Below are 17805 nucleotides of genomic sequence, written 5' to 3' on the forward strand. Positions count from 1 at the left end.
CCTCATCGCGCCTGCGCGATCTTCTGTGAGCATGCTCTGCGGCGCTGCCATTGGCGGTGCCGGGCCTGAAGTTCGCGGAACACCTTTACGATGGATAATTCTTCAGTCGACAGCCCGGTGGAGCCGCAATCCCGGGCTGAGAAAATCGTCGAATTCAAACGCCAGAAAGCCCTGCTCAAGACCGGCGCCCTGCAAGACGCGATCTTCAACAGCGCCTATTTCTCCAGCATCGCTACCGACGAAAAAGGCGTGATCCAGATCTTCAACGTCGGCGCCGAACGCATGCTCAGGTATGCCGCCGCCGATGTGCTGAACCGCGTCACGCCGGCCGATATTTCCGACCCTGCCGAACTGATCACCCGCGCCGCTGCCCTCAGCCTGGAACTGGACACGCCGATCACCCCCGGCTTTGAAGCCCTGGTGTTCAAGGCCTCGCGGGGCATCGAGGACATCTACGAGCTGACCTACATCCGCAAGGACAACAGTCGCCTGTCGGCCATGGTCTCGGTGACGGCCCTGCGCAATAAAAACGACGCGATCATCGGCTACCTGCTGATCGGCACTGACAACACCGCCCGCAAGCAGGAAGAGGCGCAACGCAAAGGCTTTGAGCGTGCCCTGGAAGAAAAGAACCTGGAGCTGGAACACGCCAGCCACATGAAGTCCGAATTCCTCGCCACCATGTCCCACGAATTGCGCACGCCGCTGAATGCAGTGATCGGCTTTTCCGAGGCACTCAAGGACGGCCTGGTGGGTGACATGAGCGATACCCAGCGCGAATACATTGGCGACATCTTCACCAGCGGCCAGCACTTGCTGTCGCTGATCAACGACATTCTCGACCTGTCCAAGGTCGAGGCCGGAATGATGGACCTGGAGCTGGAAGCCGTGGAGTTGGCGGGCCTGTTAACCAACAGTCTGCTGATCGTGCGGGAAAAGGCCGCCCTTCAACGCATCCAGTTGAAGCTCGAAAGCCCGGATGACTTCGGCATCCTGGAACTGGACCTGCGCAAGACCAAGCAGATCATCTACAACCTGCTGGCCAATGCCGTGAAATTCAGCGAGCACGGCAGCTCCGTGACCCTGTCGGTACGCGAGGTGAGTCGTGCCCAAGTGGGGCAGATCCCCGGCGACTGGCCCACCCACGGCTTTGTCCTGCAGCCAAGCGCGCACCAACAGTTTCTGGAATTGAGTGTCAGCGACACCGGCATCGGTATCGCCCGGGACGACATGAGCAAGTTGTTCAAGGCCTTCAGCCAGATCGACAGCAGCCTGGCACGCAAATTCGAAGGCACGGGCCTGGGGCTGGCGATGGTCAAGCAACTGACCGACCTGCACGGCGGCAGCGTCGCCGTGGCCAGCCGCGAAGGTGAAGGGGCGCGTTTTGTGGTGTGGTTGCCGCTGCATCGCGCAGCGGACACGGAGGCCGCATGGCCGAAATCCTGATCGTCGAAGACAACGAGGCCAATATGCGCCTCGCCCGCCTGCTGCTGGTGAACGCCGGCCATAGCGTGTTGTGGGCCGCCGATGCCGAGACCGGCCTGACCCTGGCCCGGGAAAAACAACCGGCGCTGATCCTGATGGACATCCAGTTGCCCGGCATGGACGGCCTGGCGGCCACTTCACTGCTCAAGCAGGACCCGCACACCGCGCACATCCCGGTGATCGCCCTGACCGCCATGGCCATGAAGGAAGACCGCGATAAAACCCTTCGGGCCAGCTGCGACGCCTACATCATCAAGCCCCTGCGCTACAAAGAGCTGTACCAGGTGATCGACACGCTGCTGCAAAAGAACATTACACCTCCAACTTGAGTCCTCTCCATGGCCAGCCAACCCGCAACGCTCTTGATCGTTGATGATGAAATCCAGGTGCGCAAGCTGCTGGAAACCCTGCTGCGCCATGAGGGTTACCAGATCTTGAGCGCCGCCAGTGGTGAAGAAGCCTTGCAACTGGTGGCGCAACAGCCGCCGGACTTGATCCTGCTGGACATCATGATGCCGGGCATGGACGGCTACGAAGTGGCCAACCAGCTCAAGGGCAACCAGGCCACGGCGAACATTCCGATCATCATGCTCTCGGCCTTGAGTGAATCCAGCGCACGGGTGAGCGGCCTGGAAACCGGGGCCGAAGAGTTCCTCAGCAAGCCGGTGGAACGGGTTGAATTGTGGCTACGGGTCCGCAACCTGCTGCGGCTCAAGGCCCACAGCGACCAGTTGAAAAACCACAGCCTGTTGCTTGAGCAGCAACTGCAGCATCACCATCACGAAACCGCCCGCTTGAACGTCCATGACCTGGCCCGCCGGGACCTGGAAAAAGCCCTGCGCCAAGCCGTTGAGCAGGAAGAATTCGTGCTGCATTACCAGCCCAAGGTCGAGCTGGCCAGCGGTCAGGTGTGTGCCCTTGAAGCACTGCTGCGCTGGGACCGGCCCGGCTACGGCGCGGTGTCTCCGGCGGTATTTATTCCGATCCTGGAGAGCCTTGGGTTGATCGTGACACTCGGTCGTTGGGTGATCGACAATGTGTGCCGCCAGATCGCCGCCTGGCAATCCACGGCAGTGGGCGCGGTCGAGGTGTCGGTCAACGTGTCGGGGCATCAATTGATCGAAGGCGACTTGATTGCCGATATCGCGCATTCCCTTGCAAGGGCTGGCGTGGAAGCGCATTGGCTAGAGGTTGAATTGACCGAAGGCTCACTGATGGAAAACACCCAGCACACCATCGCCAGCTTGCAACGCTTGCGGGCGATGGGTGTGAAGATCTCCATCGACGATTTCGGCACTGGCTATTCAAGCCTGGCCTACCTGCGGCGATTTCCGATTGATACGCTGAAAATCGACATCGCGTTTATCCGCGAAGTCACCAGCAACCCCCAGGACGCCGCGATCACCCGCACCATCATCGAACTGGCCCACAGCCTGAAGCTGCGGGTGGTGGCCGAAGGTGTGGAAACCCAGGCACAGCTGGAGTTTCTGCGGGACGCCGGCTGCGATCAGATCCAGGGTTATCTGTTCAGCCGGCCGTTGCCAATGAAGGAGCTGGAGCGCCTGTTGCTGGATAAACGCACCCTCGCCTGAGCCAGTAGGCCTGAGTGCGACAACCCTAAGGATCCAACACCCCACCGCTATAGCTGTCGGACAACCGTGACCCGGTGAACTTGGCCACCACCGACCCCTGGGATACCAGCCGCTCCCGATGCCCCGTCACCATGCGCCCGCTTTGCGCGGCATGCAGCACCACCTCGGAGTCCGGATCTCCGGGCCGCCGAATAATCCGTGCAAACCGCTCCCCTTCCTCAACCTCCTCACCCAAACCCTTTTCAAACACCAGCACCCCGGCACACGGTGCCAGAATGGTCTCCATACAGCCCATGTCCACCACCTGCCCCTGCCAATCGGCAATCACTGGCGCTTCGTCGATCACCCCGCTTGCACAGAGCCAGGCCCAGATTCCGTCGCCATCGTGCTGTGCCAAGGCATCACCCACATCCGCCTGCCCACGCAATTCAATGGTCGCTGCCAATCGCGGGGTTGCGTGATTGATGATGGTTTCTTCAAACGACCCGTCGCCGCCCTCGTCCCACACAATCACCACCTCCACCTGCAACGCCGCCGCCAACGCTCGCCCTTCTGGCCAAAAGCTGCGGTGGATATACAGGTACGGCAGCGCCTCATCATCCGTGTGCAGGTCCAGCACCAACTCCGCATCAGCCGCCAACTGCACAAGACTTTTCTGCCACTGCGCCAGGTTGCTCGCCGGGCGTTCCATCGCCAATGAATGATCAAACGCCCGGTTAAAATTCTGCCCGGTGGCCTCATGAAACCGCCCCAACAGCCGTCCCTGGCGAAACTGCCCGATGCCAAACGGATTAGCCTGAGGCACCACCGTCACGGTGCCCTTGAGCCGCCCCTGCTCCTGGCACGCCTGCAACCGCGGCAACAACTGGTGCAACACCAGCATCCCGGCGATTTCATCGGCGTGCACACCGGCTTGCAGGTGCACCCGTGGGCCGCTGCCATCCCCCTCAAAGCGCCAGGCGCCGATGTGCAGGGTGTTCCCGGAGTCGCCGGGGACTGGCCACGAAAGGTCTTTTGCCATGCCGTTGCTCTCCTCTTGTTGGTGCTGCAGGTATATATTGAACGACCGTTCAACTTTCTATCTTGATCAAGGGTGTGCCTGTGACCGAAGACCGTCGCGACCGGTTGATTGCCGCCACCCTCACCAGCCTCGCCCGGGACGGGCATGCCGGCATTTCCGTGCGGCGCATCGCCGCTGAAGCCGGGGTTTCGGTGGGGTTGCTCAATCACCATTTCGGCAGCATCGACGCACTGATCGCCGAGACCTACCACAAACTCGCCAGTGAACTGACTACCGCCCTCTGGCAGGAAGTCGACCAGGCCCAGGGCCCGGCGGCGCGGCTGGACGCGTTCCTCGCCGGGTCGTTTTCCTCCCGGGTCATGGACCCCAAGTTGCTGGGCGTGTGGGTGGTGTTCTGGAGCCTGATCCGCCACTCCCGGCACGTAAATGACTCCCATGAAAAAAGCTACCGCGCCTACCTCGAACTGATCCGCCAACTGCTCGACGACCTGGCCGAGAGCGAAGGCTTCGTGATCCACGACACGCGCCTGGCGGCCATCGGACTATCGGCGATGCTCGACGGACTCTGGCTTGAGTGGTGCCTCAACCCCGGCACCTTCAGCCCCGCCAACGGGCTGCACATCTGCCGCTGCTGGATACAGGGGCTGCGTCACGGAGCATTCGGCGCCGACCACGTCCTGTGACACGGGGTGCCGGGCGCTGAGCATGGCCAGGGTGCCGCTGATGGCGATCAGTACGGCGCCGAAGATCAGCGACACGTCCATCACCGTGCCCCACACCAGGCTCGACAGCAGGAACGCCCAGATCAGCCCGGTGTATTCGAACGGCGCCAACAGCGTCGCCGTGGCCCGGCGGAAGCTCGCAAACAGCAGGAACTGGCCAATGCCGCCCACCAGCCCGGCACCGAGCATGCCCAGCCATGCGGGCGTCGGCGACGGTGTGTGAGTCCAGGGCAGTGTCACCGCCATGCAAATCACGAACACCACATTGGTGATCAGCATTTGCTCCAACACCGAGGTGTTGTCGTCCACCTGGCGCAACTGGATATAGGTAAATGCCCAGCACAGTGCTGCGGCCAGCGTCAGGCCGATCGGCAGCGGGTCGACCATGCTGCTGGGGCGACAGGCGATCACCACACCGACAAAACCGATGATCAGCGAAACCCACTGGCCGCGGCTGGCGCGCTCCTTGAGGATCAGCGCCGCCAGCAAGGTGACCATGATGGGCGCGGAAAAATACAGGGTGGTCATTTCCGCCAGGGTCAAGTCCTTGGCGGCGGTGTAATACAGCAACCAGGCCAGCAGCGACAGCAGGCCCCGGATGATCAACAGCTTGCGGCTGACCGAGTGCCACGCGCGCTTGAGCAAGCCCAGGCGCCCGGCGATCACACACGCGGCGACCACCACCAGGCTGCGCCAGAACAGGATGGTGAACACTGAATAGTCGGCCACCAGCCATTTGATCCCGGCGTCCTGCAACGCCAGGAACGCATAGGCCAGTGAGCACAGGGCAATCCCTTGCAACGAGCGATCGGTTTTCATCCGGCAGACCTGCGCAACGGCGTGCCACGCCGCTCGGCAATCGCATACAGGGCTTCGATCAGGAAGGTCAGGCACAGGTAAACCCCGGCCACCAATAGCAGCGGCTGGTAGATCTGCAAGGTCTGGGCGCGCACCACGTTGGCGGCGCCGAGCAGGTCGACCACCGCGATGGTCGAGGCCAGCGCCGTGGATTTCAACAGCATTACCGTCTCCCCCGCCAGTGTCGGCAGCAACAGGCGCATGGCCCGTGGCAAGCGCACTCGCAACAGTGCCTGGCGCGGCGTCATGCCAAACGCCGAGGCGGCTTCCATTTCGCCCTTGGGCACTGCCAGCAGGCCGCCGCGAATCACTTCACCGACGTACGCACCTACCGAGAGCACCAGGGCAAACACAATGTACCAGTAACCGTCCCGCAGAAACGGCCACAGGAAACTCCCGCGAATCATCGGGAACTGGGCAAACAGGCTGCCCAGGCCGTAGTAGAAAATGTAGATCTGGATCAGCAACGGCGTGCCCCGCAGCACGCTGGTGTACGCCAGCGCAGAACGGGCCAGCCACTTGCGCCGGGACAGCCGCGCCAAGGCCACCAGCACCGCCAGGGCGAAGCCGAACACTGCCGAGATCACCAGCAGTGACAGCGTCGTCTGCAAGCCCTTGGCGATCAGTCCTGCGTAATAACTTATCCACTCAGGCATGTGCGGCTCACTCGACAACCGGCATCCAGCGACGAATACGTCGCTCCAGGCGCCCGGACAGGTAGTTGGAGGCCAATGTCACCAGGTAATACAAGGCGGCGGCCGTGAGGTAGAACAACAGGTAATGCCGGGTCGAGCCCGCCGCCTGTTTCGCGGTGTACAGCAGTTCGTTGGTGCCCACCACGCTGATCAGCGCGCTGTCCTTGATCAGGTTGATCCACAGGTTGGACATGCCGGCCAAGGCATACGGCGCCATGATCGGCAGGGTCACCCGGCGGAACAGGCCAAAGCCGCTCAAGCCAAAGGCCCGCGCCGCTTCAATCTGGCCATGGGGAATCGCCAGGATCGCCGCGCGGAAAATCTCCGAGGCGTAAGCGCCTTGCACCAGCCCCAATACCAGCACCGCCACCAGTGGGCCGCTGATGTTGAACTGCTCAAACCCCAGCCACAGCATCAGCGCGTTGAGGCCCATGGAGCCTGCGTAATACAGCAGCAGGATCAACAGCAGCTCGGGCACTGCGCGAAATACCGTGGTGTAGCCGCGCATCAGCATGGCAATCGGGCGAGGTGCACTGAGCTTGGCGCAGGCCACCACCAGGCCGATCAGCAGCCCCACCGCAAACGAGCCGGCGGAGATCTGCAGGGTCATCCATAACCCTTTGAGCAGTGCATTGCCCCAGCCTTGCTCGCTGAAGTTGAGTAGATCGAACATCGGCGCTCCCTATTTCTATGACAGGCGATGCCCCTGTGGCGAGGGAGCTTGCTGTGGCGAGGGAGCTTGCTCCCGCTGGACTGCGTAGCAGGCCCATTTTTTGGGGGTGCTTCGCACCCCAGCGGGAGCAAGCTCCCTCGCCACAAGAACTCCCTTTCTACCGGGTTAGTTTGTGTAGGGGCTGTCGCAGACTTTGCTCACATAGGCCGGGGTATCAGCGCGCTTGCAGGGGCTGACCGAGACACCAAACACACTCTGCGAGAGGTCAGCGTAGTCCTTGCTCACCAGCAACTCGCCGATGGCCTTGTCCAGGCGGGCCTTCAGTTCGGTGTCTTCCTTGCGCAGGCCAGCGCCTACACCGCGACCGATAACGGGGTCGTAAGGCACCTCGGCGATTTCGGCCAGGCCCTGGGCTTCAGGGGTTTTGACCATCATGGCGATAGCGATGCCGTCGGCCATCATCAAGTCGGTGCGCCCGGCAATCAGGTCGGCGTTGGCCGATTCCTGGGTGTCGTAGTACTTAAGGTCAGCAATGTTCTCGTAGTACTTCTTCAGGTAGTTGGCGCTGACCGTGGAGATCTGCACGCCGATGATCTTGCCCTTCAGGCCCGCCGGCGAGACCTCGACCGTTGTGCCCTTGGGGCCGGCAATGCCGAGCAGCGAATCGTAATAAGCGCGGCTGAAAGCGATCTGTTTTTCGCGCTCGTCGGTGACCGACATCGAGGAGAAAATCACGTCGATTTTCTTAGCCAGCAACGACGGAATAATCCCATCCCACGCCACTTCCTTGATTTGGCACTCAGCCTTCATCAAGCCGCAGAGCTTGTGAATCAGGTCGACCTCAAACCCTGTCCATTCCCCGTTGCCACCCTTCACCGTGAACGGCGGGTAGGGTTCCGCCGCCACCGCGAACACGATGGGTTTTTCCGCTGCAAGCACCGAACCTGCCGCCAGCATCAATACTGCACTGCTCAACCACTTTGCCAATCGTTTGGATTTCATGATCTTGCCCCGTCTTTTTTTGGAGTTAGCGAGTTTGATGCGCGTTGACGAACTGCCGGCAACGTTCACTGCGTGGGTCGATAAACACTGAGTCCGGCGAGCCGGTTTCCTCGATCAGGCCTTGATGCAAAAACGCGACTTTGGATGACACATCCCGAGCGAACGCCATTTCGTGGGTCACCAGGATCATGGTGCGGCCTTCTTCGGCCAGGGAACGAATCACCCGCAGCACTTCGCCGACCAACTCCGGGTCGAGGGCCGAGGTGGGTTCGTCGAACAACATGACTTTGGGGCGCATGGCCAGGGCGCGGGCGATGGCCACCCGCTGTTGCTGGCCGCCGGAGAGGAACGCCGGGTATTCGTTGCGCTTGGCGGCCAGGCCCACCCGGTCGAGCAAGGCTTCGGCGCGTTCGATGGCTTCGGCACGGCTTTCGCGCAGCACCTGGATCGGCGCTTCGATGAGGTTTTCCAGTACCGTGCGATGGGGCCACAGGTTGAAGTTCTGGAACACCATGCCGAGGGTCGAGCGGATCCGCACCAGCTGTTTGGCATCGGCCACCAGCGGTGCGCCGGGGCGGCCGTAGTTGAGTTTGATGCTTTCGCCGTCGACGTGAATGCTGCCCTGGTCCGGCACTTCGAGCATGTTGATGCAACGCAGCAAGGTGCTTTTGCCCGAGCCACTGGCGCCGATCAGCGAAATCACTTCGCCTTCGTGGGCGGTCAGGGAGATGCCCTTGAGCACTTCGATATTGCCGAAGCGTTTGTGCAGGTCGAGCACCTCGATCATCTTCTTCGCGGCGACCGGCTGCACGCTGATGATTTTCGCTGCGGGCGCTATTCGTGGTTCGCCGGCCAGCTTGTCGACGAAGCCGCTGATACGCTCGCAGGCCTCGGCCAGCCGCGTTTCACCCAGGGTGAACGACAGCCGCACAAAGCCCTGGGCCGGTTCACCGAAGGCGGCGGCATCCAGCACGGAAACCCCCGCTTCGCGGAACAGCCGCCAAGCGAAGTCCAGCGAACTGAGGCCCGTATCCCGCACATCCACCAGCACGAACATGCCTGCTTGCGGGGTTTGCACGTGGATGCCCGGGCAACCGCTCAGGCCTGCTACCACCAGGTCACGGCGACGCCGGTAGGTTTCCCGCATGCCGTGAGTGACTTCATCGTGGGCCAGTACTGCGGCGGTCGCGGCTTCCATCACAAAGCCCGGCAAGCCGTACAGCATGCTCAATACCAGGGTTTCGGCGTGGGCAACCATGGCAGGCTCGGCGATAATCCAGCCGATACGCCAGCCGGTCATGGCGTGGGATTTGGACAGGCTGCCAATCACGATGCAGCGTTCGGCCATGCCCGGCAGCGCAGCCAGGCTATGGTACTCGCCATCGAACACCAGGCTTTCGTAGACCTCGTCCACCACCACCCACAGCTCATGCTCGATCGCCAGGTCGGCAATCACTTGCAGTTCCTGGGGGTTGAGCACAACGCCGGTGGGGTTGTTGGGGTTGGAGAAGAAAATCGCCCGGGTGCGCGGCGTGATGGCGGCGGCCAGTAGCGCCGGATCCAGGCGAAAGCCCGCGTCGGCAGAACACGGCACCCGCACCAGCGTCGCGCCGCTGGCCTTGAGCGTGGCCTCGTAGGTGACGTACATCGGGTCGAGCACGATCACTTCATCACCGGCTTGCAACAGGCACAGCGAGGTGACGAACAAGGCGTTTTGCGCACCGGCCACGGTGATGACGTTTTCAGCGTTGATCGGGCGAGCCAGGGACTGGCTGTAACGGGCGGCAATCGCATCGCGCAGTGCCGGGCGGCCGGCGATTTCGGTGTAGTGGGTGTCACCCTGGCGCAGGGCCTCGACGGCGGCGTCGGTGATGAACGAAGGGGTGGCGAAATCCGGGTCGCCCACACTCAGGATAATGATGTCTTCGCCTTTGCTGCTGGCCTGGAAGGCGGCGTGGTGGATGTCCCAGGCGGCTACGCCCTGCCCTGCAATTCGCTCAACAAAGGGTGAAAACCGCATGCCAGTGCCTCTCGTTCAATCAGAAAAAGCGCAAGCCCGCCTGTTACCAGGCAGGGGGTGCAGCCAACATAATTGAAACTGAACACTCGTTCAACGGCAAATTTCACGGGATGTCGTTAACAGCTAAAACAGGTCGTTGTGGTGGTTTGCCCATCAGGTTGCACTGGTGATCTTGCAGCTCCTCGGCCGACGCCAGGTTCCATTCCTTGAGCGTCAGCCGCGTGGTCAACAGCACAAAATTGCCGTTGGCACCCGGTGCCAGCAGCAAGCTGTAGCTGGCCATGGCGGCGCCCTGGGCCTGCACGTACTCATTCAATATCGCCAGCGGGTCACGCAGGTCGAAGTCCGCCGCCGACAAGGTGCGGGCGCTGTAGGTATGCCCCTGCAGTTTTACCGGCAGGGTTTGCCATTGCTCATTGAGGGTGGTGGCGCGCTCGTTAAGGGTGTTGAAGACGTCGGGGCGCAGGCAGGCGATGTGGATGTGCAGCTGGTTCTGCGAGCGGCCATAACGCGAGTTGATCGCCAGGGAGACATAGCGGTCGGCAATCGGCGTTGCCAGGCCGGTGGACAGCACATCGTGGTGTTTCCAGGCCTGGGCAAAGTAATGCGGCAGCAGGTCACGGGTCAGTGCGATGTCTTCGATGCCGGTGACTTTGTCGGTGGGGATCAGCAAGTCCTGATAAGGGCCGTTGAGGTCCTTGAGCAACGCAAAGCCCTTGTCCGGGTCAACCTGAAGGCATGGGCTCGGGTTGTGGTGCTGGCTCTGGTCGGGCACGCATTGGCGGCTGACGATCTGCCAGAGTACATCCGGGTTGCCCCGCCATTTCCAGGCGCCCGCCAACGCCGCCACACACAGCAAACTACCGATGGTCTTGAATACGGTGCCGCGCTTCATGCCAAAAACCTCAACGCCAAAAGGATGTCATTTGTTGTTTTACAACTGCAAGACATCCCTGTCGCAAAGGTTAACGTTTGGCAGTGTCCATAAATTCCGGCCCTACCGGGTCTTTTATCGTGCTGGCCAGGATACGGTCGATATGTTGCAGGTCTTCGGCCGTCAGTCGCAGCCGGGGTTGCGGCAACTGATTGACATGATTCGGCTGCGAACTCAGGGAACCGAATGGGGCGCAAAGTCCGGTAATCATTGATTGCCGAAGGGACGGAATCGTAACGGCAGTTATGGGTACGAAGGGTCACATCGCAGCGAACGAAATATCGCTGGGATGCCCCTGACAATTACCTTGCGAGCCATCCATTCATGATCTCTGCCAGCCGAGTTAACTCCCAACCTCAAACGCCAGTGAATTCCGACCCGATGATGGCTTCAGCGAGTCAGCCGCTGGTATCGGTACAAAGCGTCCCTCAAGGCATACTTCCTGCGTCTGATAACCCACGCACCCAGGGCGACCGCGAACTGGCGCCGCTGGTGGGCAAGGCGTTGCTCCAGATTAAGGGTGACCCCCGCACTGACGAAGCGCTGATGGTTCACAACATTCCGCCGAATTCGACGTTCGGCCAGTGGTGGTCGCAACTGGGCCGTAGCATGCAGTCCCAGCCAGTGGTTGACTGGATGAGGTCGGTGGGGATCAATCCTGACACGGTAAATATCGCTCCCAACTCCGGTCGAATTGCTTACCAGCTCTTTCCCTACGCGCCTGTCACGCCAGGAGAAGCCGACCCGCTAGACGACCAAGGCTGGTCGCAGGTGGCAGGGCCCGTCCAGGAAGCTGCGCGGGTGGTGGGCGGTGGCAGCGGCAACACCTTCAAGCCGCCGCTATCGGAAAACAGCAGCAGTGCGCCGTTGTGGCTGGTGAACCATTTCTACCGGGAGCAGGAGCATATCCTGCCCGCTCACGCCCACGAACGCGCTGCAGACCTTGCGCGCGACACCGCCTTTCCCGAGCTCGATAAGCCGCGCTACGCGGGTTTGCATCTAATCCGCAGCGAGGACGAACTCAACCGGCAGAAAACCGTACTGGGCAATATCCATAACCAATACAGCCTGGCCGGTGAGTTGAAGTACCTGGCAGCCCAGCAAACAGAGACAGGCTATTGGAGTGGGAGAATCCCCGAGTACCTGAAAAAGACCAGTATCGGGATCCATGCCGACAGCGCATCTGCTAAAGAACAAAGCCCTGGCGACGTTACAACCCTCAGCCTTGAGGCGTTTATCCAGGAAAACGGCTGGGATATCCCCACCACCTCAGAGCAAGTGAGCAACCTCAGCAATGCTCTGATGAGGCCGGAATTGAATGCCCCTGTTTTGGGCAATTACGGCGGTGCACTGGCGTGGCCCGAACCGCTGGACCAGACGAGCCAGTTGCAATTGCGGGGAGACCTGCGTCACGGCAAGTTTGGCGACATTGATGTGAGTAGCTTCAGAAACGTGCTGGAGTACCTGATGCAAGGCACGACGTTCAGCCAATCCGCGCTGCGCCATCCGCAACGCGTACTCGAGACACTCGTCAACTCGCCCAAGGGCCAGGCGTTGGGCCGGGCGATTCAGGCCAAGTTCGAGGCCCGTTCGGTCAAAGGCAGTGTCAACGACTGGCTATTGGCGGCCTTGAGTGTGGACCAGGACGCGTCCGTTGCCCGCATTTCCTGGGGCGGGACTGCTCCTCCCTCGCACGCCTGCGCAAAAGGTCCCTCCGCCGTCGCCGGCGTTGACATGGCGCAAACGTCGCACTGGGGCAAGCCGCCTTCCTATGCCGTCCAGAACCTGATCAATGAGCTGCAAGCCACCGGTAAAGCATCATCCCCCGAGAAGGCCGCGCTCCAGGCTCATGTATTGCTGTCGTCCAGGGCGCCAGAGTTCCTGGTGAAGGAGATACCGCCGGGCGTGCTCTACGGTACTCATAGCTGGGTCAGTTTCACGACAGCAGTGGCGCGCCTGGAAGAACAGGCGCCAGGATCGACAGCGTCCATGACATACAGTGATGTCATGAGCCACGCTGATATCGCGCCGATCTCTGCAAACGAGCGCCAAATCGAATACGCCGCGCAGCAAAAAGCACTGAAGGTGTGGGGGCGTGTCAATGGCATCGTTCCATCCCTAGACGTAAGCGAAGCGCAGATGATGCAAGTGCGTGCGGCCTTTGACGCGCAAATCAACGAGCTGAAAGAGGCCTGCGGCGCGCAAAGTGCGCAGATGCCGGTACGCAATGAAATGGCGCTGGCACACCTGCAAAAAGTTCTGCCGGATATGGATGCCACGAGCCTGCAGGAAAAATGCATCACTCTGGATCCACCCCATAGCCTATTCCCAGGTCCCTATTCGGTGCTGGATCTGTATATGGACAGGAATTTATTTGATCGCCCCCAGATCGAGACACCCGTGCGCTTTCGAGGCAATACCCGCGGACACGCTACCAACAACAAATGGGTTTCTTCATCAAATGCCGTGGACATCAACGATGTATTAGCCAAAACCAAAAACCTGCCAGATATATCGAATGAATTTCAACAAGCATTCAAGACCTACAGCAACACCATAGAGAGGGGTGTTAAAGCGCAAGTTAAATCGATGATTACCAAACTTCCCCTGGAAGACCGGAAGGATCTCGAATACGGCAAAATCACTATTGCCAGGGAGATAAAAGAAACCCCCATTAACAAAAAAAACGCCAACCGGGATCGGGTGAATGAAGGCGTCGTGCTGGTTAAAACCGAGCGCGGGCCCCGGGTCCACACCTACGAAATCAATCTGAAAAACGGCAAAATCTCGAAACGTCCAAACCTGGGAGAACTTAAATCTGATCCCAAATTCAACACGGTTGAAGGTGTTCATCTCAGAGGTTCCCGCAGAGAGTTTGAAGAAATCGTGCCCTCTGGAGATTACACACCGGGAGTGAGCGATGAAAAAACAGATCCGCTGCACGATGTTCCCCTAAGTTTTACCAGCGAGAGGACGTCATACATTGTTGATGCGGTGGTGAAGGACATCGATATGCCTTCAATCAACAAGGCCGCCGCAGGCCTGACTACGTTTGATACCGAAGTGCCCTTCAGCAAAAAGGCCAAGGAGTTTTTCCTCAACCTGATTCCCTTGAGGTCGGCGATCAAGAACTTCCAGGCTGGCAAAATCGCCGAGGGCTTTGGCGACCTGGCGCTGGACGTATTTGGTTTCGTGGTGGGCTTGGGCGCTGCCGTCAAAGGCGCCAAAGTGCTGGCAGCCGGCGCATCAGCGTTTGCCAAGGCGGCACGGGCAGTGAAAATTATCGGTCGCGCGGCACTGGGCAGTCTCAACCCACTCAGCGGTGCCGAGGACATCGCCCGGGGCGTTTTGAAATTGGGCGGCAAAGCGCTGAACTGGGGCGGCAATGGCATCAATCAGCTGCGCGGCGCCCTGCGCCGGGGGGATCTGCCGTCGTTGCTTAAAAAGCCCGGCATTGCCGAGGGCACACTCAAGGCAGCCAATGCTGGCGACGAGATCAGGCAAATCGCAAAACTGGATGACACCACGGGCCAGTGGCATACCCTGGACCTGAAAACAAAACAGCCTTATGGGAAACCACTGGAAAACTTCCAGCCAAAAGCGCTTTCCAGCGATGAATTGAAAGACAACATAACGAGCCTGTATCGCACGATTGATGAAAAAGCAGAGCTCGACATCTGCTACGCAACCGCACTGCGCACCGCCCAGGCGGACAAGAAAATCACCGACCGGACCTTCAAAACCGTTATTGCGCAAGTGTTCAATGGCGGTACGCCGCGCTATAACGAATTGATGAAAATCACACCGCAGACCCTGAAGGATACGTTTAACGCCAGTGATATCACCGAGTCCGGAATCGTTACGTTCGTTAGCAAGAACGGCTACAACGAAGGCAAGATCACCCACGCTGCCTATATCCAAAAAACCAGTAACGGCGATTTATACCTTTATCATTCCAACTCACATGCATTGGATTCGCACTTGGGAGGGTTGCAAGTACAACCGGCAACCGCCGGTAAATCCAATGTCTACAAACTGGGGAGTGAGCAACAGGCCGGACTTCAGGACTTTATGAACTCCGGGCCGGGTTATAGCATCGCCTTCACCCCTAGCAGCACGCTCAATGCCCACGTCACTCATCTGAGCAAGTAAGACGTTATCCCGACGTAGCAGGGCCTGGTAACAATAGTTTGAACCACCCTGCTCGCCTGCGCCTCCAACGCTCAACGCCGCCGTCCTGAGGAAGCTTCGATGACGTTCATTCTATGGATGGCCGTACTGGGCGCGGTGTTGCTCACCCTCGCCCTCACCTCCTCCTACCTGCGCTGGATGCCGGTCACCACCTCGGCGGTGTGCCTGTTGCTGGGCGTGGGCATTGGCCCGTTGGGTGTGGACCTGCTGCACCTGGACATCAAGGCCTCAGCCAGCTGGATGGAACACCTGACGGAAGTCGCGGTGCTGTTCTCGTTGTTTGTCAGCGGGCTGAAACTGCGGCTGCCCCTCAAGCACCGCACCTGGCGCATTGCGTTTGGCATGGCGGGCCCGGTGATGCTGCTGACCATCATTGGCACATGCGCGGTGCTGCATTGGGTGTTTGGCTTGTCGTGGGGCGTTTCGTTGTTGGTGGGTGCGATCCTTGCGCCGACCGATCCGGTGCTGGCGGGCCTGGTGCAGGTCAATAACGCTCAGGACTACGACCCGCTGCGCTTTGGCCTGTCCGGTGAGGCAGGGTTGAACGACGGTACGGCCTTCCCGTTTGTCATCTTTGCGCTGATTTTCATGCAGCACGGCGGGTTCGACGGTGACTGGCTTGGCGGCTGGGTCCTGAAAAACCTGCTGTGGGCCGTGCCTGCCGGGCTGCTGGTCGGCTACTGGATGGGCCGGGGCATCGGCCGGGTGACCCTCAAGATGCGTATCACCAATGAAGACAGCACCCTGTCACCAAACGATTACCTGACGCTGGCCTTGATCGCCCTGGCCTATGTGGTGGCCGAAGCCATCGGCGGCTATGGCTTTCTGTCGGTATTTGCCGCCGGCCTCGGGCTGCGCCAGGCAGAGTTCAAGTCTACTGGCAGCTCACAGACCCCTTCTGAACATTTGGCCCAGCCGGTGGTTGGCCACATGGAAGTGGCGCCGGAAAAAGCGCTGCATGGCGACCTTGGGCAGTTGCACGACACGCAGATTGCCGCCGGGGTGATGATGGGCGACATGCTCGCCTTTGGCGGCTTGGTGGAGCGCTCGATGGAAGTGTTCCTGGTGACGCTGCTGGGCGTGGTGCTGGTCAGCCATTGGGACTGGCGGGCGCTGGCGGTGGGCGCGTTGCTGTTTTGCGTGATTCGCCCGCTCAGTGTGCTGTCGGTGCCCTGGGGCACACTGCTGGACCGCAATCAGCGCGGGCTGATGGGCTGGTTCGGGATTCGCGGGATCGGCAGCATTTACTACCTGTTCTATGCCATCAACCATGGGCTGGTGGGTACCAGCAGCGCGGTGGCGGTGAACCTCACGCTGTCAGTCATTGCCCTGAGCATCGTCGTTCACGGGCTTAGCACGCAGCCGATGCTGGCGTGGTATGAACGACGTGCCCAGGCGCAAAAATGAGGCTTATTGCTGGTTTTCGATGTTGCCGACATCGGCCGCATCATCCAGGTCGTTAAGCGGTACCTCGGCATCATCCATCAATGAACCCGGGTCTTCATTGCCCGGGTCATTGAGTTCGTCGTCGTCTTCTTCGAGCTCATCATCTTCTTCTATTTCAACTGACATGACCGTCTCCTCTAACCGCCTTGGGTATCGATATCGGCATCGGTTTCAGGCTTGGGCTCGCGCTCGGGCTTGAAGTCTGGACTGTAGTCGTTTTCTTCAGCCTTTGGGTCGGTGGCAGGCTTTGGGTCTTTCGGTGCGGCGGCACCTGTACCCGGTGCCGGCTCGCCACCGTCGATGGCGGGGTCATTGCGGCCGCTGACTTGCGGGTCGTCTTTATCGGTTGCGTTCATGGTCACCTCTTCGCAGATCTTGGGAAAACTTGCCCTGCGTAAACGTAAGGTGCTGCACGCCGGGCCAAAGTTCATTCCGATTGCCTAGGAGCCTGGGTTGTCGACCTGGATATAGAACGCGTAGGCGCCCAGGATCACCCAGAACACCATGAACAGCCACGGCGCGCGCATCGAGAACAGCAGCGACTTGCGATAGCCCTTGTGGGACGACTCGGTCTCGCAAAACAGCGGCGACTCATCGTAGGCCAGGCCCATCACCGGTTCGCTGCTCAGCAGTTCGCTTTGCTTGTAGTGCCAGTGATCGATGATGTCGTAGGCCGCCCGAATGCCCGGCCAGGCGTTGAGGGAACTGAGGATGCCCAGCAGCGCCAGGAATACCGGCACCAGCAGGGTGAACAGCTTGCCCCACTCAGGGTTGAGGTTGCCCATGCCGGACACAAAGGCGATCACCAGGAACGACTGAGCCGTGAGGTAGGCGTCGGTGCGGTTGGCCAGGATGCTGGTTTCGTACTGGATCTCGCGCCGGTAGAAGTCGAGGCGGTCCTTGGGCGAACCGAACATCTTCGCGTCGTGCTCGCTGTGGTCTGTCAGGGCCGACTCAGGGGTTTGGGGGGAAATGATTCTGGGCACGATCGGGCTCCGCGCGGGTGTTTGAAGCACGTTAGAAGAACCGGCGTGGTGCAAAGTTCAAGTAATCAACGCACCGTTTTGGGGCGATATGGAGCTATATGTGGCGAGGGAGCTTGCTCCCGCTGGAGTGCGCAGCGCTCCCTGTTTTGGGGCCGCTGCGCAGCCCAGCGGGAGCAAGCT

At 60.3% G+C, this 17805-nt stretch carries 15 protein-coding genes and 2 pseudogenes; 6 read left to right on the plus strand and 11 right to left on the minus strand.

Features of this window, described 5'->3' with window-relative positions; translation table 11 throughout:
* The first annotated feature begins 90 nt into the window (after nt 1-90).
* The 3 genes from CEC48_RS20715 to CEC48_RS20725 are packed head-to-tail and all read left to right on the plus strand — an operon-like array spanning nt 91 to nt 3077.
* Nucleotides 91-1446: a HAMP domain-containing sensor histidine kinase gene (locus tag CEC48_RS20715; protein WP_088425443.1), complete on the plus strand. Its 1356-nt coding sequence runs from the start codon at nt 91-93 to the stop codon at nt 1444-1446.
* Nucleotides 1431-1814: a response regulator gene (locus CEC48_RS20720; protein ID WP_088425444.1), complete on the plus strand. Its 384-nt coding sequence runs from the start codon at nt 1431-1433 to the stop codon at nt 1812-1814. The genes CEC48_RS20715 and CEC48_RS20720 overlap by 16 nt, the downstream gene beginning before the upstream one ends.
* A 9-nt stretch (nt 1815-1823) precedes the next feature.
* Nucleotides 1824-3077: an EAL domain-containing response regulator gene (locus CEC48_RS20725; protein WP_088425445.1), complete on the plus strand. Its 1254-nt coding sequence runs from the start codon at nt 1824-1826 to the stop codon at nt 3075-3077.
* Between the two features lie 25 nt (nt 3078-3102).
* On the opposite strand, the gene CEC48_RS20730 is transcribed toward CEC48_RS20725, so the two are convergent.
* Entirely contained in the window at nt 3103-4098 is a 996-nt protein-coding gene (locus tag CEC48_RS20730; RefSeq protein WP_088425446.1) for a succinylglutamate desuccinylase/aspartoacylase family protein, read from the minus strand.
* Between the two features lie 158 nt (nt 4099-4256).
* On the opposite strand from CEC48_RS20730, the pseudogene CEC48_RS20735 reads away from it, so the two are divergent.
* Nucleotides 4257-4685: pseudogene (locus CEC48_RS20735) on the plus strand (TetR family transcriptional regulator C-terminal domain-containing protein); the annotation flags it as partial.
* Here the strand turns inward: CEC48_RS20735 and CEC48_RS31895 are convergent.
* The 7 genes and pseudogenes from CEC48_RS31895 to CEC48_RS32230 all read right to left on the minus strand — a co-directional run.
* Nucleotides 4641-5639, minus strand: coding sequence for a DMT family transporter (locus CEC48_RS31895; protein WP_088425448.1), 999 nt, complete (start codon nt 5637-5639; stop codon nt 4641-4643). The pseudogene CEC48_RS20735 and the gene CEC48_RS31895 overlap by 45 nt on opposite strands.
* Nucleotides 5636-6334 carry an ABC transporter permease gene (locus CEC48_RS20745; protein ID WP_088425449.1) on the minus strand — a complete coding sequence of 233 codons (699 nt, stop codon included), beginning with the start codon at nt 6332-6334 and terminating at the stop codon, nt 5636-5638. Before CEC48_RS20745 ends, CEC48_RS31895 begins: the two co-directional genes overlap by 4 nt.
* Nucleotides 6335-6341: 7 nt before the next feature.
* Nucleotides 6342-7046: an ABC transporter permease gene (locus CEC48_RS20750; protein ID WP_088425450.1), complete on the minus strand. Its 705-nt coding sequence runs from the start codon at nt 7044-7046 to the stop codon at nt 6342-6344.
* 165 nt (nt 7047-7211) lie between these two features.
* Nucleotides 7212-8048 (minus strand): transporter substrate-binding domain-containing protein, encoded by an 837-nt coding sequence (locus tag CEC48_RS20760; protein WP_088425452.1) that lies wholly within the window; start codon nt 8046-8048, stop codon nt 7212-7214.
* A gap of 25 nt (nt 8049-8073) precedes the next feature.
* The gene (locus CEC48_RS32045) at nt 8074-10068 is read right to left on the minus strand and encodes an aminotransferase class I/II-fold pyridoxal phosphate-dependent enzyme (RefSeq protein ID WP_088425453.1); all 1995 of its coding nucleotides are present in this window, start codon (nt 10066-10068) and stop codon (nt 8074-8076) included.
* Between the two features lie 103 nt (nt 10069-10171).
* A complete protein-coding gene (locus CEC48_RS20770) occupies nt 10172-10963 on the minus strand; it encodes a CDP-diacylglycerol diphosphatase (RefSeq protein WP_088425454.1) in 792 nt (263 codons plus the stop codon).
* A gap of 70 nt (nt 10964-11033) precedes the next feature.
* Nucleotides 11034-11132: pseudogene (locus tag CEC48_RS32230) on the minus strand (general stress protein); the annotation flags it as partial.
* Between the two features lie 194 nt (nt 11133-11326).
* Here CEC48_RS32230 and CEC48_RS20780 point away from each other — a divergent pair.
* Both CEC48_RS20780 and CEC48_RS20785 read left to right on the plus strand, forming a co-directional pair.
* A complete protein-coding gene (locus CEC48_RS20780) occupies nt 11327-15154 on the plus strand; it encodes a hypothetical protein (RefSeq protein ID WP_141099698.1) in 3828 nt (1275 codons plus the stop codon).
* 99 nt (nt 15155-15253) lie between these two features.
* On the plus strand, nt 15254-16600 hold the full coding sequence (locus CEC48_RS20785) for a sodium:proton antiporter (RefSeq protein ID WP_088425457.1): 1347 nt from the start codon (nt 15254-15256) through the stop codon (nt 16598-16600).
* Between the two features lie 3 nt (nt 16601-16603).
* Here the strand turns inward: CEC48_RS20785 and CEC48_RS31625 are convergent, their stop codons facing one another.
* The 3 genes from CEC48_RS31625 to CEC48_RS20795 form a co-directional block, all read right to left on the minus strand.
* Nucleotides 16604-16765, minus strand: a complete 162-nt coding sequence (locus CEC48_RS31625; RefSeq protein WP_176438747.1) for a hypothetical protein — start codon at nt 16763-16765, stop codon at nt 16604-16606.
* Between the two features lie 11 nt (nt 16766-16776).
* Nucleotides 16777-16995 (minus strand): hypothetical protein, encoded by a 219-nt coding sequence (locus CEC48_RS20790; protein ID WP_088425464.1) that lies wholly within the window; start codon nt 16993-16995, stop codon nt 16777-16779.
* A gap of 84 nt (nt 16996-17079) precedes the next feature.
* Nucleotides 17080-17625 (minus strand): hypothetical protein, encoded by a 546-nt coding sequence (locus CEC48_RS20795; RefSeq protein WP_088425458.1) that lies wholly within the window; start codon nt 17623-17625, stop codon nt 17080-17082.
* Nucleotides 17626-17805 lie beyond the last annotated feature (180 nt).

The sequence above is a fragment of the Pseudomonas sp. K2I15 genome (assembly GCF_002204795.1).
In the GTDB taxonomy this organism is placed as follows: Bacteria; Pseudomonadota; Gammaproteobacteria; order Pseudomonadales; family Pseudomonadaceae; genus Aquipseudomonas.